14 protein-coding genes are annotated in these 14,816 nt (G+C 51.0%); 10 read left to right on the plus strand and 4 right to left on the minus strand.

Going from position 1 to position 14,816, the window contains the following annotated elements; genetic code table 11:
- Positions 1-8: 8 nt before the first annotated feature.
- The 3 genes from J4E70_RS04000 to J4E70_RS04010 form a co-directional block, all read right to left on the minus strand.
- Positions 9-374 (minus strand): response regulator, encoded by a 366-nt coding sequence (locus J4E70_RS04000; protein WP_213887799.1) that lies wholly within the window; start codon positions 372-374, stop codon positions 9-11.
- Entirely contained in the window at positions 371-646 is a 276-nt protein-coding gene (locus tag J4E70_RS04005; protein WP_213887800.1) for an STAS domain-containing protein, read from the minus strand. The genes J4E70_RS04000 and J4E70_RS04005 overlap by 4 nt, the downstream gene beginning before the upstream one ends.
- A gap of 112 nt (positions 647-758) precedes the next feature.
- Entirely contained in the window at positions 759-1,748 is a 990-nt protein-coding gene (locus tag J4E70_RS04010) for a glucokinase (protein WP_213887801.1), read from the minus strand.
- Between the two features lie 158 nt (positions 1,749-1,906).
- Between J4E70_RS04010 and J4E70_RS04015 the strand changes: the two genes are divergently transcribed.
- The 4 genes from J4E70_RS04015 to J4E70_RS04030 all read left to right on the plus strand — a co-directional run bounded on the left by J4E70_RS04015 (position 1,907) and on the right by J4E70_RS04030 (position 7,931).
- Positions 1,907-2,683: an HpcH/HpaI aldolase family protein gene (locus J4E70_RS04015; protein WP_213887802.1), complete on the plus strand. Its 777-nt coding sequence runs from the start codon at positions 1,907-1,909 to the stop codon at positions 2,681-2,683.
- A gap of 138 nt (positions 2,684-2,821) precedes the next feature.
- Positions 2,822-4,276, plus strand: a complete 1,455-nt coding sequence (gene guaB / locus J4E70_RS04020) for an IMP dehydrogenase (RefSeq protein WP_213887803.1) — start codon at positions 2,822-2,824, stop codon at positions 4,274-4,276.
- A 56-nt stretch (positions 4,277-4,332) separates the two neighbouring features.
- A complete protein-coding gene (locus J4E70_RS04025) occupies positions 4,333-5,523 on the plus strand; it encodes an RsmB/NOP family class I SAM-dependent RNA methyltransferase (protein WP_213887804.1) in 1,191 nt (396 codons plus the stop codon).
- A 449-nt stretch (positions 5,524-5,972) separates the two neighbouring features.
- Positions 5,973-7,931 carry an ATP-binding response regulator gene (locus J4E70_RS04030; RefSeq protein WP_213887805.1) on the plus strand — a complete coding sequence of 653 codons (1,959 nt, stop codon included), beginning with the start codon at positions 5,973-5,975 and terminating at the stop codon, positions 7,929-7,931.
- Between the two features lies 1 nt (position 7,932).
- On the opposite strand, the gene J4E70_RS04035 is transcribed toward J4E70_RS04030, so the two are convergent.
- Complete coding sequence (locus J4E70_RS04035; protein WP_213887806.1) at positions 7,933-8,553, minus strand: sulfotransferase family 2 domain-containing protein; 621 nt, start codon at positions 8,551-8,553, stop codon at positions 7,933-7,935.
- Between the two features lie 200 nt (positions 8,554-8,753).
- Between J4E70_RS04035 and recA the strand changes: the two genes are divergently transcribed.
- The 6 genes from recA (at position 8,754) to J4E70_RS04065 (ending at position 14,789) form a co-directional block, all read left to right on the plus strand.
- A complete protein-coding gene (gene recA / locus J4E70_RS04040; protein ID WP_213888145.1) occupies positions 8,754-9,821 on the plus strand; it encodes a recombinase RecA in 1,068 nt (355 codons plus the stop codon).
- A gap of 126 nt (positions 9,822-9,947) precedes the next feature.
- Positions 9,948-12,605 (plus strand): alanine--tRNA ligase, encoded by a 2,658-nt coding sequence (alaS, locus tag J4E70_RS04045; RefSeq protein ID WP_213887807.1) that lies wholly within the window; start codon positions 9,948-9,950, stop codon positions 12,603-12,605.
- 1 nt (position 12,606) lies between these two features.
- Positions 12,607-12,891 (plus strand): DUF1330 domain-containing protein, encoded by a 285-nt coding sequence (locus J4E70_RS04050; protein ID WP_213887808.1) that lies wholly within the window; start codon positions 12,607-12,609, stop codon positions 12,889-12,891.
- A gap of 26 nt (positions 12,892-12,917) precedes the next feature.
- Positions 12,918-13,403: an MOSC domain-containing protein gene (locus J4E70_RS04055; protein ID WP_213887809.1), complete on the plus strand. Its 486-nt coding sequence runs from the start codon at positions 12,918-12,920 to the stop codon at positions 13,401-13,403.
- Positions 13,404-13,579: 176 nt separating this feature from the next.
- Positions 13,580-13,972: a DUF1348 family protein gene (locus J4E70_RS04060; protein ID WP_213887810.1), complete on the plus strand. Its 393-nt coding sequence runs from the start codon at positions 13,580-13,582 to the stop codon at positions 13,970-13,972.
- A gap of 295 nt (positions 13,973-14,267) precedes the next feature.
- The gene (locus tag J4E70_RS04065) at positions 14,268-14,789 is read left to right on the plus strand and encodes a peptide-methionine (R)-S-oxide reductase (protein ID WP_213887811.1); all 522 of its coding nucleotides are present in this window, start codon (positions 14,268-14,270) and stop codon (positions 14,787-14,789) included.
- Positions 14,790-14,816: the final 27 nt, after the last annotated feature.

Raw genomic sequence — 14,816 nt, forward strand, 5'->3', positions numbered from 1 at the left:
CTTTTGTCCTAACCGGCGACTTTGGTTATGGCCTGAACAAGTTTTGTTGGATCAAATGGCTTAACAATCCATCCCGTTGCACCTGCTTTGCGCGCCCGCGCTCTGAGCTCGGGTGCGCTTTCGGTTGTAAGAACGAGAATGGGTATACCGCGATGTTTTTGTTGTTTTCGAACCGCGTCAATAAAGCCAAAACCATCAAGATTGGGCATGTTAATATCTGTTATGATGGCGTCGGGCGAAAGCTGTGTCAAAACCTCGAGCCCGTGCTCGCCGTCTTCGGCAAGATGGGTGGTGAAACCGGCTTGGCCCAACGCGAGGTTCAACATATCGCGCATCGTTCGGCTGTCATCAACGGCAAGAATATTAAGGCTCATGCTGCATCCTCTGCAAATGTTTCGATTGAAAACCCAAAGATCGCCAGATGATTGATGAACGTATCGCTCGCACGCTCGAGGACAAATTTTGTGCCTTCAGTTTTGTGATCTTTTGCTGCCGCTATTAGCGCTTGAAGGCAAAGTGTTCCAAGATGCGAAACTTTTGACGCATCAAGAATTACATCGGCGCCTGCTGCATGGCGCAACGCGTCCACAAGCGAGTTTGCCGCGCGCAAATCCAGTTTGGGCTGTAATTCGATACGAAGGGTCATGAGAATGCCCGTCGTAGAGAAGCTAAACACGTTCGCAAAATGTACCTTTCCTTAAGCCGTTTCAGAACGGTCTAAGGCGCGTGCGTTAACATTCGCTTACGTATGAAGAAATTCAGGCTCTTCCCTGAGATTGCCCAAGAAATACAGCGCACCCTTTCAGGCCTGCAAAGTCATCGTCCATCACGGATACAGAGAATTCGTCCATGAAATCAGAAAAACGGCCTTTCGCGCGAAAACATTCGTCAAAGCCCATTTCGGCAAGATACGGCGACAAAGCACGCGCGACGCTGCCAACCAGAAATATTCCGCCAAACGGAAGATGCGTTAAGGCGAGATCACCAACGGTTGCCCCCAAAATTTTGCAAACGCTTCTGATCGTCTCTTTTGCTTTTTCGTCACCATTGTCTGCGGCTAGCACTATTTCTGGTGCAGAAAGGATGGGTGCCGTCCTTACACCGTTAGAAAGCCACTGAAAAACGCGTTCTATTCCGCGCCCGGACAGCACATCTTCGCAAGCGACGAAATTAATATCTTTTTCCAAATGCTGTATCAGTGCGCGCGCGGTTGGGGTGGTTAAATTTAGCCCCATATGGCCAGATTCTGATGACAAGATGAGCGGGCCAGATTTAGTTTCTTGAACTGTTGCAGTATTAAAGCCGGTGCCGAGCCCAACAACCAGCTTTGCACTATTTCTATTGATCGCGGCGTTCCCGCGTTGTGAAGGAAAAATCGTTGAAATCGCTTCATGCTCAAGATGATCAATTGCGTGGCCCTGTACCTCGAGGTCATTCAGCAAAAACGCCTCGCGTATTCCAAAATCTTCACAGATACGACGCGTGTCGATTTTCCAGTTTAGATTGGTCAGTGTTCCGCAGCCATTCCAGACAGGGCCTGCAAGGGCGAAGCATAGGCTTTCAAATCTGACACCAGTGTGCGTCGCCAAGTACTCTCGTAGCACGTTATCAAAGCAGGAATATTCATTGTTCCTGAATCGCTCCATAGTGCCGGAAATCAGAACAGACCCTTCCGCTTGCGCGATTCGTGTGTTTGTACCGCCGATGTCAGCAACCAAATGCCGATTTGTTACAGAGTGTTTGGCCATCAATTGCTCTCGTTACCTGGGGAAGCGTTAGCACGAATTTTAGCTAGTTTGGTCAATTTTTGGTATTTGGCATAGGGTCAGCGGCTTTGCGAGAAAAGGTTAGACTTTGAGGTTTAAAGAGGTTGATACTCCGCCAAATTATTCGGAAAGGATATAATATGGCCGCACCGCGCAATATTCTGAAAGAGAACCTCGCAAATGGAAAAATGCAAGTAGGCCTCTGGATGGGCTTTGGGTCTGCGACGGTTGCAGAGATAGCGTCAAGAGCAGGTTTTGACTGGTGTTTGATCGATGCGGAACACAACCCTAACTCAGACAAAAGCGCGATGTCACAGCTTCAGGCAATGAATGGTGCGCCTGCACAGGCCGTAATGCGTGTGACCTCTGGGCAAGACTGGTTGTTAAAACGTGCTTTGGATATCGGGGTTCAGTCGCTGTTGGTTCCGTTGATTGATACAGCGGAAGAGGCGGCAGAGATGGCGCGCGCAGTCCGTTACCCGCCAGAAGGAAACCGCGGCATGGGGGCAATACAAGCGCGTGCCACCGGGTATGGTGCTGATTCAGACTATGTTGCCAGCGCAAACGAACAGATCTGTCTGATGGTTCAGGCAGAAAGCCGAAAAGCGATCGAAAATATTGATGCTATCGCGGCGACGGAAGGCGTCGATGTCGTCTTCATCGGGCCTGCTGATTTGTCGGCGGATATGGGGTACCCGGGGCAACCCGATGCGCCCGAGGTCGTTACAGCAATCGAATATTCTGTCTCGCGCATCCTGGCGGCTGGCAAGGCCGTGGGGACGATCACTTTCAACCCAGATCAGATAGGGTACTACAAAGCTTTGGGTGTAACCTTTCTGGGTGTCGGGGGCGACGTTGCAACGTTTGCGTCATCGGTTCGCGCTCTTGCGCGCCATGCACAAGAACAGATTAAGTAAGCAAGGCTTAACTAATTTCCAGCGGTATTTGACCGTTAATCTGTGACTGAAAGCGCGTTGCTGAACGAATTGGGGTTTTCCATACGGCAAAGACATGTAATAGGGACGCGTCAAACGAAGCATCCTAGGAGAACCCCCATGGAGATTCGCGAGGCACTTACCTTCGACGATGTTCTACTGGTCCCGGCCGCAAGCAATGTATTGCCGTCTACGGCTGACACAAGCACCTATGTGACCCGGTCGATCCGGATGAATATCCCACTTCTGTCTTCCGCAATGGACACGGTTACCGAGGCGCGCATGGCCATTGCGATGGCGCAGGCAGGTGGTATCGGCGTGATTCACCGCAACCTCGATATCGAAGAACAGGCGCGCCAGGTGCGCCGGGTGAAACGGTTTGAAAGCGGTATTGTCTTTAATCCGATAACGCTGACCGCGGATCAGACACTGGCTGATGCAAAACAACTGATGGAACGCTACCGTATAACCGGGTTTCCTGTCGTGGACGGTGACGGACGCGTTGTTGGCATTGTGACCAACCGGGATATGCGCTTTGCAACGGATGAAAAAACGCCAGTTTCTGTCATGATGACATCCGACAATCTCGCGATGTTGCAGGAACCCGCGGAACTGGAAGAAGCTAAAAGCCTGATGCAGGCGCGCCGGATTGAAAAGCTGCTTGTAACAGATGGTCAGGGCAAGCTCACGGGGTTGCTTACCTTGAAAGATACTGAACAGGCGGTATTGAACCCACATGCTTGCAAGGATGATTTGGGCCGCCTTCGGGTCGCAGCAGCCTCAACTGTCGGGGACGCGGGTTTTGAACGCACACAGGCGCTGATAGACGCGGGTGCAGACATGGTGGTGATCGACACCGCACATGGCCATTCCGAGGGTGTGGCACTCGCTGTAGAGCGGGCAAAAACCCTGTCTAATCAGGTTCAGATCGTTGCAGGTAACGTTGCCACTGCGGAAGCGACGCGGGCGCTTATCGGTGCGGGTGCAGACGCCGTGAAAGTCGGTATTGGGCCCGGCTCGATCTGTACGACCCGCATGGTTGCCGGTGTGGGTGTTCCGCAGCTTACAGCCATCATGGATTCTGCCGCAGGCGCAAGCGACACCAGCACTCCGATTATTGCGGATGGCGGTATTAAGTTCTCTGGCGATTTCGCAAAAGCAATTGCTGCGGGTGCATCTTGCGCAATGGTTGGCTCGATGATCGCCGGTACAGATGAAAGCCCGGGCGAAGTCATCCTTTATCAAGGTCGGTCTTTCAAGTCGTACCGGGGCATGGGCAGCCTTGGCGCAATGGCGCGTGGATCTGCTGATCGCTATTTCCAGAAAGATGCCGCCAGTGACAAACTGGTTCCGGAAGGTATTGAAGGGCAGGTGCCATACAAGGGGACTGCAAACGCAGTTATTCATCAGCTTGTAGGTGGCCTGAGGGCCGCGATGGGCTACACGGGGAATGGAACGGTCGAAGATATGCGGACGAAGTCACAGTTTGTGCGGATCACGGGTGCTGGTCTTAAAGAAAGTCACGTTCATGATGTTCAGATTACCCGTGAAAGCCCGAACTACAGAGCTATGTGAAGTATCAGAATGTTACGTCCCGATAGTGATGTGAAAAATGCGAATGGTTGTGCAGCATGACTCCCGCTGCGCGTATCGCCGCTGCCATTGATGTTCTGGATCAGGTTTTTGCCGGCAATCCCGCAGAGAAATCCCTGATCAACTGGGCACGTCGCAGCCGTTTTGCAGGATCGGGAGATCGTGCCGCCGTTCGCGACCATGTCTTTGACGCCCTTCGCAATCGAAAGTCTTATACGACGCTTGGCGGGGCTGAAAACGGACGCGGCGCCATGATTGGCGCTTTGCGGGCAAACAATCTCGATCCCGCACAAATTTTCAACGGCGAAGGTTACGCGCCATCATCACTTACACCCGAAGAACAAGCAGCAAGTGGCAACCTTTCTGATCTGTCAGAGTTGGTAAGGCTTGATTGTCCAGAATGGCTGGCACCCATGCTGCGCAATAGCCTTGGCGAAATGTTCGAATCCGTTTGCGGCGCTCTCAAATTTCGAGCTCCTGTATTCCTCAGGGTTAATTTACGGAAAACCTCGCGCGAAGGGGCTTTGGAAACGTTGTTAAAAGACGGGATCACAACAAAGCCACACGCTTTGTCTGAAACCGCTTTGGAAGTTGTGGAAAACCCAAGAAAAATCTTGAATTCTTCTGCTTTCCGCGATGGGTTGGTAGAACTTCAGGACGCCGGATCGCAGCATATTATGGATCAAATTCCGGTTGCAGCCGGGCAGCGTGTTCTTGACTATTGTGCAGGTGGCGGGGGCAAAACGCTTGCAATGGCAGCGCGGGAAAAAGCTGTTTTCTTTGCACATGATGTTGACCCATCCCGAATGGCTGATCTGCCAACGCGTGCGAAACGCGCGGGTGTTCGTGTCAAAATCTTAAGCAGCGATGATGCTTCCGCCGCCGCACCTTTCGATGTTGTTCTTTGCGATGTTCCCTGTTCGGGGAGTGGAGCCTGGCGACGAAGCCCCGACGCGAAATGGAATTTAACGAAAGATCGCCTTGAAGATCTTATCTGGGTTCAAGACGAGATTCTGCAAAAAGCTGCAACATACGTTGGACAAGACGGCACGTTAGCATTTGCTACCTGTTCTTTGCTGAACGAAGAAAACAGAGACCAGATCAATAAATTCCTTGAAAACAACTCCGATTGGCATCTGGCTAGCGAAACGAAGCTGACGCCTATTGAAGGTTGTGATGGTTTCTATCTTGCTATTCTAAAAAGAAAAATTTCAAAGAAAACGATCTAAAGTTTTTTTATTTCTTTTCCAGCAGCAAAAATTAAGCAGCGTTTAAGATTTTCGCGACGAAATAGCGAGGCCATGAATCGATTAAGGGCCTTTGCGTGAAACATCCGGAATTTACGACGAACTTTGAGACCAGATTGCTAACCCGACGAAAATTGGGCGCGTTTTTGAGTGCCGGAGTTGCATCGGCACTGTTCGTTCTCATAAACTCTTTACCACAGTCTGATTTTCGGATTTTTCTATTTGGGAGTGCCATAGTCCTCGGATTAGTGGTCTTATCACTAGGCGTGTTTGTTGCAGCCCGGGCGAGTTTTGAGAGTAAATACCTTCGTTACGTCGAAGCGATTTGTGGACGAGATAGCGCACAGTGCTTTTTTTCTGATGGCAAAGGGGTCGTTAAATATAAAAACTTCGCCGCGAGCGGTGGCCGCGCAGTACAACCTGGCCAGACGATGTCACAATCTCTAAGCGGTCTTTTTGCTCATCCTGAAACGGTCATTCGTCGTCTGAAAAAGAAAGCCATGTCCAGAGGCTCGGCTCAGGAAGACATTTTAACCAAACGGGATTGGTCTCGTATTTCTGTACAGCAATTATCCGGCGATGCTTTTCTTTGGCGTATTGAACATTTTGGTAATCTCGTTCCGAAGGACCAGTCTGCGGACACAGTAAGTCTGCCGATGCTGACGGCATCAAAAACCGGAACAGTCCTGTTTATGAACAAAGAAATGAGGCTTGTTTTGGGGGAGCGCGTCAAGACGCTTGATCGTATATTTACGCAGCTCCCGCTTCGAACGGGAACCAAGCATGAAATCGCAACCAAGAACGGCAAGATCACCCGGTTGATAACTGAAATTTCTGGTTCTGGCGGACGTAGGGAAATTTATTTCATTCCTGAAAATGAAATGAGCGAACAATCGCGGTTAAGTTTACCAAGCTTTGATGAACTTCCTGTGCCAATGCTGAAAATCGGGCGAGACGGCAATATTCTTGCGGCTAACAGATTGGCAAGAAATCTATTAGCCGACCCGCTTTTACCCGGAACGTCGGTTTCAGAGCTTGTTGAAGGTCTTGGCCGTTCTGTTCGCGACTGGCTGGAAGATGCATTTCAAGGCCGAGGTCATAAGAAATCCGAAGTTATTCGGGCGCGAAAACCAGAAAAAGAAGTATTTCTTCAAATCACGCTAAGCCAAATAACTCAGGGCGAAACACCAGTCCTGATAGCTGTTCTGACGGATGCCACAGAGTTGAAGACTCTTGAGGCTCAGTTTGTACAAAGCCAGAAAATGCAGGCGATCGGCCAACTCGCTGGCGGGGTCGCACATGATTTCAACAATCTGCTGACCGCGATCACCGGGCATTGTGATTTGTTACTACTAAGACACAAAAAGGGGGATCCTGATTTTAGTGACTTAACCCAAATCAATCAAAACGCTCATCGTGCTGCCAGCTTGGTCGGGCAACTGCTCGCGTTTTCGAGAAAGCAGAATTTGCAGCCCGAGGTGCTGAACTTACGCGAGATTTTGTGTGATTTGACACATTTACTCGATAGGTTGGTCGGTGAGAAAGTCCTGCTCAAACTTATTCATGATCCCGATCTACCACCGATACGGGCAGACAAGAGGCAATTGGAACAGGTTTTGATGAATTTGGTCGTGAATGCGCGTGACGCCATGCACGATGGTGGAGAGATCAGAATAGAAACAAAGGTCGAAACATTGAAGGGCCCTCTGCGGCGCGACCGGGCAGAGGTTCCCGTTGGTGACTACGTGACAGTTCGCGTTTTCGATACTGGAATCGGGATCGCAGCCGACAAGCTGACAAAGATCTTTGAACCCTTTTACACCACAAAAAAAACAGGCGAAGGCACGGGGTTAGGGCTTTCAATGGCTTATGGAATTGTGAAACAGACGGGTGGTTTCATCTTTGTTGACAGCGTGGTCGCCCGCGGAACTGTTTTTACAATCTATCTTCCTTGCTATCAAACATCAGAAGTTAACGAAGCGCAGAAAGTCCTTTCACACTCGAAAGAAACTGAGAACGAAGAAGGGGAAGGTGTTGTGCTTTTGGTTGAAGACGAGGCGCCGGTACGTGCCTTTGCGTCGCGTGCCCTGAGATTAGGGGGATACACGGTTATCGAGGCAGATAGCGCTGAAGTAGCCCTTAAAACACTTGAGGATCCCAGTCTTGATGTCGATGTATTTGTTACAGATGTGGTCATGCCAGGTCTGGATGGGCCCAGTTGGGTCAGGCAGGCTTTGCGCGATCGGCCGGATGTCAAAGTCGTTTTTGTTTCCGGCTACGCGGAAGAAGCGTTTGAAGAGGGGCAGAAAAAGATTCCAAATTCAATCTTTCTACCTAAGCCGTTTTCTTTAAAGGACCTTACTCAAACGGTACGAAAGCAAATTCACTAAACTAGGGGTGGGCGGATTTTAACGCCTGCACTCGGACTTTAGCATAAAGCTCGAAGTCTTTGTTATAAAGTCTTTTTAACTCGAACAAAAGCGCAGGAGATAAAGACATTTCTTCCTTCGGAGACTTGTTTGCGTGTCCCAGTTCCAGAGAGAGATCCAACTTGTTTTCAAGAAAAGCAATAAGTTGGCTGAAGTGGGCGTAGTCAAAGATATGATCCACAAGGACGTTTCCATCCTTGTCGGTCATAAATTTGAACTGCGAACCGATATCCGCGTAGATGGGCCTTTCATCCGAAAGGTAAGATTCAATAAATGTGTCAAAACTTACTCCTTCCGTGCTCGCAGGCTTTCCCGCCAACTGGGGGCGTTTTCGATACCGGTACCAACTGGCCAACCAGTCAACGGGTTCGCGCATAACAGCGACGGTTTCGAATTTGATCACATCCTCGCCGGATGTTGCAGGAGCAAACTTTTTTTCAAACATGCGTGCAGTCATATGTTTTAGTCGCGGTGGATTTCGTAAAACGATATCTGCCTTAAGACACAAAGACGCTTCGATAGATGTTGTCCCCGTTTTCGGAACGGCGAGAAAAGCAAGCTTCTTACTCCAGAATATCAGCATTTCACTCTCACTCTCAGTCACCGCTGTAAATAGTTCTGAAGAGTAAACTACCTGTTAATCTTCGCAATCAAAAGTGGATAAAGAAATAATTTTGTTGAAATGTTCTCCTTTTGGTCCCATAAGGAATCGGAACAAGAGGTGAACAAGAGCAATGATTGCCGCCCGTACAAGGGTGTGGAATAAGGAAGCTTAAAATGGCGATGGCAGATATACTCGATATGACAAACAAACGCGACGCAGATAAACAAAAAGCGCTCGATTCAGCTTTGGCGCAGATAGAACGCCAATTTGGCAAGGGCTCGATCATGAAGCTCGGTCAGGAAGGCGCTGTACAGGAGATCGAGTCGAGTTCCACAGGTTCTCTGGGCCTTGATATTGCTTTAGGTATCGGCGGGCTGCCGAAAGGCAGGGTCATTGAAATTTATGGTCCTGAATCATCCGGAAAAACAACACTCACCCTGCATTGTGTTGCAGAGATGCAGAAAACCGGCGGCATTTGCGCCTTCGTTGATGCGGAACACGCACTTGACCCGCTTTATGCCCGCAAACTGGGTGTTGATATCGATGAATTGCTTATTTCGCAGCCGGACACAGGCGAACAGGCACTTGAGATCACGGATACGCTGGTCAGATCAGGGGCTGTGAACATGGTGGTCGTCGATTCTGTCGCTGCACTCACCCCAAAATCCGAACTTGAAGGGGACATGGGCGATTCCAGCGTTGGCGTACATGCCCGTCTCATGAGCCAGGCGATGCGCAAACTGACGAGTTCAATCTCCCGCTCCAACTGCATGGTCATTTTCATTAACCAGATCAGGATGAAAATTGGTGTTATGTTCGGCAGCCCGGAGACGACAACGGGGGGCAACGCGCTTAAATTCTATAGCTCTGTGCGCCTTGATATCCGCCGTATTGGCGCAGTGAAAGACCGGGATGAAATTGTCGGTAATGCGACCCGTGTGAAAGTTGTTAAAAACAAGGTGGCTCCGCCGTTTAAACAAGTCGAATTTGACATTGTTTATGGGGAGGGCATTTCAAAAAATGGTGAGCTTCTTGATCTTGGCGTGATAGCCGGAGTCGTTGAAAAATCCGGGGCCTGGTATTCTTACGGGGACGAGCGGATCGGGCAGGGGCGCGAAAATGCGAAGACCTACCTAAAAGAGAACAAGCGGGTCGCCTATGAAATCGAAGATAAGATTCGCGCAGCGCACGGGCTTGAGTTTGAAATGCCCCCGGAAGCCACAGACGAAGACATTTTGGAAGCGTAAACTAACGTTTCTTTTTGAAAGGGCCGGGGCAGAAAAACCCTGGCCCTTTTTACTTGCTGTGGACAGCGTTTGCCTGTGGGGCTAAACCGGGCGGGACTTAGAATTTAGCGCAAGTGAGCCACGATAATGCCGAGCCTGAATGATATCCGCTCGACCTTCTTAGACTATTTCAAATCCAATGGGCACGCTGTGGTCGACAGCTCTCCTTTGGTGCCGCGCAATGACCCCACATTGATGTTCACGAACTCTGGCATGGTGCAGTTCAAGAACGTGTTTACGGGCGTTGAACATCGTGACTTTACACGCGCCGCCACAAGTCAAAAATGCGTGCGGGCTGGCGGAAAGCACAACGACCTCGATAATGTTGGCTACACGGCGCGCCATCACACATTTTTTGAAATGTTGGGGAACTTCAGCTTTGGCGATTACTTCAAGGCAGACGCTATCCCATTTGCATGGGATCTGATCACAAAAGAGTTTGGCATCGACAAGGATAAACTGCTGGTCACCGTATATCACACGGATGACGAGGCTGCGAATATCTGGAAAAAGCATGCGGGTCTTCCGGACGAGCGCATTATCCGCATTGCGACAAATGACAACTTCTGGTCGATGGGACCAACCGGCCCCTGCGGCCCCTGCACAGAGATTTTCTTTGATCACGGCGATCACATCTGGGGCGGTCCTCCGGGTAGTGCAGAAGAGGACGGCGACAGGTTCATCGAAATCTGGAACCTCGTTTTCATGCAGTATGAGCAATTTGAAGATGGCCACCGTGAAGACCTGCCAAAACCGTCAATCGATACCGGCATGGGGCTGGAACGTATAGGCGCATTGCTTCAGGGCAGTCATGACAACTATGACACGGACTTGTTTAAGGCGTTGATCGAAGCGTCTGCCCACGCAACAAGCCAGGACCCCTATGGTGATAAAAATGTCCACCACCGGGTTATCGCAGATCACCTGCGATCGACGTCTTTTCTAATTGCCGATGGTGTAATGCCCAGCAACGAAGGCCGTGGGTATGTGTTGCGTCGTATCATGCGCCGCGCGATGCGCCATGCGCATTTGCTGGGGTCGAAAGACCCAGTGATGCACCGCTTGGTGCCAGCGCTTGTGACGCAAATGGGTGCTGCGTTCCCAGAGCTTGGACGCGCACAGGTTTTGATAGAAGAAACACTGAAAAATGAAGAAACCCGGTTCCGGCAGACGCTGGACCGCGGTTTGCGTTTGCTTGACGACGAATTGGAAAAGCTGCCCGATGATGCAGCGTTGCCCGGTGAATCCGCTTTCAAACTCTATGACACCTATGGTTTTCCGCTCGATCTGACGCAGGATGCGTTGCGCGAAAAGGGCAGGGCGGTTGACACTGATGGGTTCACCATTGCTATGGAAGCCCAGAAAGCAAAGGCACGTGCGGCCTGGACCGGCTCTGGTGAAGCGGCGGATGCCACCATCTGGTATGACCTCGCAGATAAGCATGGGGTTACGGAATTCCTAGGATACGAGACCGAGGTTGCCGAAGGCCAGATTCTAGCGCTTATAAAGGACGGTAAGTGCGTCGAAGAATCCGCGAAAGGCGCCAGCATTCAGGTTGTCGTGAACCAGACACCGTTTTATGGGGAAAGCGGTGGTCAGGTTGGCGACCAGGGCTTTTTGAAATCTGATACCGGCAAAGCGAAAATAATCGACACACGTAAAACCGCAGGAGTCTTTATTCATTTCGCCGAGGTGACAGAGGGCACTTTGGTCACGGGTACAGGCGCCGAACTTGTTGTTGATCATGATCGCCGCTCCGCGATACGTGCGAACCATTCGGCAACCCACCTGCTGCACGAAGCTCTGCGCGAAACGCTGGGGAACCATGTGTCTCAGCGCGGGTCTTTGAATGCAGAAGATCGGCTGCGGTTCGATTTCAGCCACGCCAAGGCGTTGACATCAGGACAACTGTCAAAAGTTGAAGAAGACGTGAATGCCTACATCCGTCAAAACACCAAGGTCGAAACCCGTATCATGACGCCGGATGACGCGCGCGCCCTTGGGGCGCAAGCGCTGTTTGGCGAAAAATACGGTGACGAGGTGCGGGTTGTTTCGATGGGTCACGATGCGAAGTCCGAGAAAGGGACTAATGGCGAAACCTATTCGATTGAACTTTGCGGTGGCACACATGTCCGCCAAACCGGGGATATCGGCGTGTTTGCACTGCTTGGTGATTCAGCATCTTCCGCCGGGGTGCGCCGGATTGAGGCGCTGACCGGAGAGGCCGCGCTGCGCCACCTTTCTGAGCAGGAAAAACTGCTTTCTGAAGTTTCCCTGATGTTAAAGGCACAACCCGCTGAGGTGGGTGACCGTGTCAAAGCATTGATGGACGAACGCAAAGCCCTGCAAAACGAAGTTGCCCAATTGCGCCGCGAACTTGCGATGTCAGGGGGGGCGGACGTTGCGCCGGAAACCCGTGACGTAGGCGGCGTTGCGTTTCTGGCGCAAACGTTAAGTGGTGTAAGGGGCAAGGACCTACCCCCATTGATTGACGACCACAAAGCCCGGATCGGGTCAGGTGCCGTACTTTTGATTGCCGATACCGGTGGAAAGGTTGCAGTCGCGGCGGGTGTCACAGATGATCTGACTAGCACGGTGTCCGCAGTTGATATCGTGAAAGCCGCTGTCGCCGCACTTGGTGGCAAAGGCGGAGGCGGCCGGCCTGACATGGCACAGGGCGGTGGTTCAGATTTCGGACAAGCAGACGCTGCTATAAAAGCAGCTGAACAGATATTGGAGAACTAAAATGGGCGCACTCTGGATCGCAAATGTGCATGTCACCGACGAAGAATCTTACGGAAAATACGCTGCTCTCGCGACAGGTGCGATTACTGCACATGGTGGCGTGTTTCTGGCCCGTGCGGGACGTTACAAGCAGCTAGAGGGAAATGACCGCGCACGTAATGTTGTAGCGCGTTTCCCGAGCCTTGAAGATGCCGAAGCTTGTTATAATTCGCCGCAGTACCAAGAGGCGCTCAGTCATGCGCGGGGCGCAGCAGAACGGGATCTGGTCATCGTAGAAGAAGTTTGAGCAGCCTTTCCCCACTGCGTCAGTTGATGACGATCCATGCGGCTGCTGGCCGTTTGGATTGGATCGGGCTGCGTCCCGCCCGCCGCGAAGCCATGACTGCAGCAGGCACCGCAGAAGTAACGTTTTCTGGTTTGGTTGGTGATCGCCACCCAAGCCCGGGGAAACGCGCTGTTACCCTTATTCAGGCAGAGCATTTGCCGGTTATCGCTGCCCTCTCTGGCGCGACCGAAGTAACCCCGGAAAGGTTGCGAAGGAACCTCGTGGTAAGCGGTATCAACTTGTCTGCACTTCGCGGCGCAACGATTGAGATTGGAACGACTATTTTACAGATCACCGGACCCTGCGCCCCCTGTTCGCGGATGGAGACAGAACTTGGGACAGGAGGTTACAATGCAATGCGCGGACATGGTGGCTGGACAGCCGAGGTTTTGACCGAAGGCCAGATACAAGTTGGAGATCTTGTGAAACCGGTTTCCGTGGATCGAGCCGAAAAAACAAACTTGAAAACCTAACACCAAGCTTTGCCCCTATTAAATCCAAATGTCGCGAATACCTTTTTCCGGACAAAGCTGGCAAACGAGATTTTTCACTAGATTAGAACGGCAAGTTCATCATTTGACTTATTTTGGAAAATAATTCCATGCTGGAATGACAAAAATTCAAGCTAGACTATGGATTGGAGTGTGACATGTTCCCTTCTCTTGAAGACGCGAGAAAGCTGGCAGATGCGCATTGTGCGGCCTGGAGCTCATCTTCAGCAGGTAAGGTTGCACAAAGATATTCAGCACAAACTAGTTTTGCCATGAACCGCAGCGACCCAATGACTTCGCGAGCCGAAATAACGGAGATGGCAAGCGGATTCATGTCGGAGTTTCCGGATTTAAAGCTCACCTGCGATACCGTTTTGGCTGCAGACCATCACATTGTCTATGCTTGGACCTTCGAAGGTCGTCACGTAGAAACCGGAAACCTGGTCCGCTTTGGTGGATGGGAAGAATGGGACTTGGACGATAACCTGCAAGTTACAAAATCCCTCGGCTGGTATGATGTTGAAGATTACAATCGGCAAATTGCTGGATAACTCGTGCTAGCGGCGTTCCGGAAACTACTTAGAAAAGAGCCATCGCTATACAGGGCCATGTTGGGCTCGTAGCGGTCGTTAGCCAAGCTGGTTTTAATTTTTGGGGCTTGCCCTGCCGTAAACTTGGCCACAACCGCAGATCAAAATCACGAATTGATGCACCACATTTATATGTGCACTATGTAACTAATCAGGGGGTGAGTGCATCTTTTCCATGTAGGCTGCTGAAAGTACGGTCTTAAGGATGGAAAGCAAAGATCAAGAAAATTGATTATTTTTGAAAAGGAAGAAAACTATGAGCAATCTTATTAAGCGGCGGACGTTTTTGAAAGCGAGCGCGATTTCCGCTGTTGCTCTCGTACCAGCGTCTGGACCTTCATTGGCAACGGCTTCGTCAGCTTCCGGAGGATTTACCTACGAAGTCACCCGCACCCGGGCGGAATGGCGCGCGCTGCTTAGCAGATCAGAATTCAGAATCCTGCGACGCGGCGGAACCGAGAACCCAAACAGCAGCCAGTATAGCCGCCGAATGCCTCGAGGTACCTATAAATGCAAAGGTTGTGGCCTGACGCTCTATGAATCATCCTGGAAAGTGGTTCTTGATCTCGGTTGGGTTTTCTTTAAACACTCGCGTCCCAATGCTGTCCTGACCAGCATTGATGACAATCCCTCTTATGATACGAGCGCAATGTCCCAAGATGCCATGATAGAAGCGCACTGCCGCAGATGCGGCAGCCACCTTGGCCATATCGTAAATGTTCGAGACCAATTGCTTCACTGCATCAATGGTGCGTCTCTTCGTTTCGCGCAAGCCTGAGCATACGATCACGAACTCTTCGGACTT

Source organism: Pseudohalocynthiibacter aestuariivivens (genome assembly GCF_018457175.1).
GTDB classification, from domain to species: Bacteria; Pseudomonadota; Alphaproteobacteria; order Rhodobacterales; family Rhodobacteraceae; genus Pseudohalocynthiibacter; species Pseudohalocynthiibacter aestuariivivens.

Coding starts and splice junctions, on each gene's coding strand:
- J4E70_RS04000 (WP_213887799.1), bottom strand. CDS start 374: ATGAGCCTTAATATTCTTGCCGTTGATGACAGCCGAACGATGCGCGAT.
- J4E70_RS04005 (WP_213887800.1), bottom strand. CDS start 646: ATGACCCTTCGTATCGAATTACAGCCCAAACTGGATTTGCGCGCGGCA.
- J4E70_RS04010 (WP_213887801.1), bottom strand. CDS start 1,748: ATGGCCAAACACTCTGTAACAAATCGGCATTTGGTTGCTGACATCGGC.
- J4E70_RS04015 (WP_213887802.1), top strand. CDS start 1,907: ATGGCCGCACCGCGCAATATTCTGAAAGAGAACCTCGCAAATGGAAAA.
- guaB (WP_213887803.1), top strand. CDS start 2,822: ATGGAGATTCGCGAGGCACTTACCTTCGACGATGTTCTACTGGTCCCG.
- J4E70_RS04025 (WP_213887804.1), top strand. CDS start 4,333: ATGACTCCCGCTGCGCGTATCGCCGCTGCCATTGATGTTCTGGATCAG.
- J4E70_RS04030 (WP_213887805.1), top strand. CDS start 5,973: ATGTCACAATCTCTAAGCGGTCTTTTTGCTCATCCTGAAACGGTCATT.
- J4E70_RS04035 (WP_213887806.1), bottom strand. CDS start 8,553: ATGCTGATATTCTGGAGTAAGAAGCTTGCTTTTCTCGCCGTTCCGAAA.
- recA (WP_213888145.1), top strand. CDS start 8,754: ATGGCAGATATACTCGATATGACAAACAAACGCGACGCAGATAAACAA.
- alaS (WP_213887807.1), top strand. CDS start 9,948: ATGCCGAGCCTGAATGATATCCGCTCGACCTTCTTAGACTATTTCAAA.
- J4E70_RS04050 (WP_213887808.1), top strand. CDS start 12,607: ATGGGCGCACTCTGGATCGCAAATGTGCATGTCACCGACGAAGAATCT.
- J4E70_RS04055 (WP_213887809.1), top strand. CDS start 12,918: ATGACGATCCATGCGGCTGCTGGCCGTTTGGATTGGATCGGGCTGCGT.
- J4E70_RS04060 (WP_213887810.1), top strand. CDS start 13,580: ATGTTCCCTTCTCTTGAAGACGCGAGAAAGCTGGCAGATGCGCATTGT.
- J4E70_RS04065 (WP_213887811.1), top strand. CDS start 14,268: ATGAGCAATCTTATTAAGCGGCGGACGTTTTTGAAAGCGAGCGCGATT.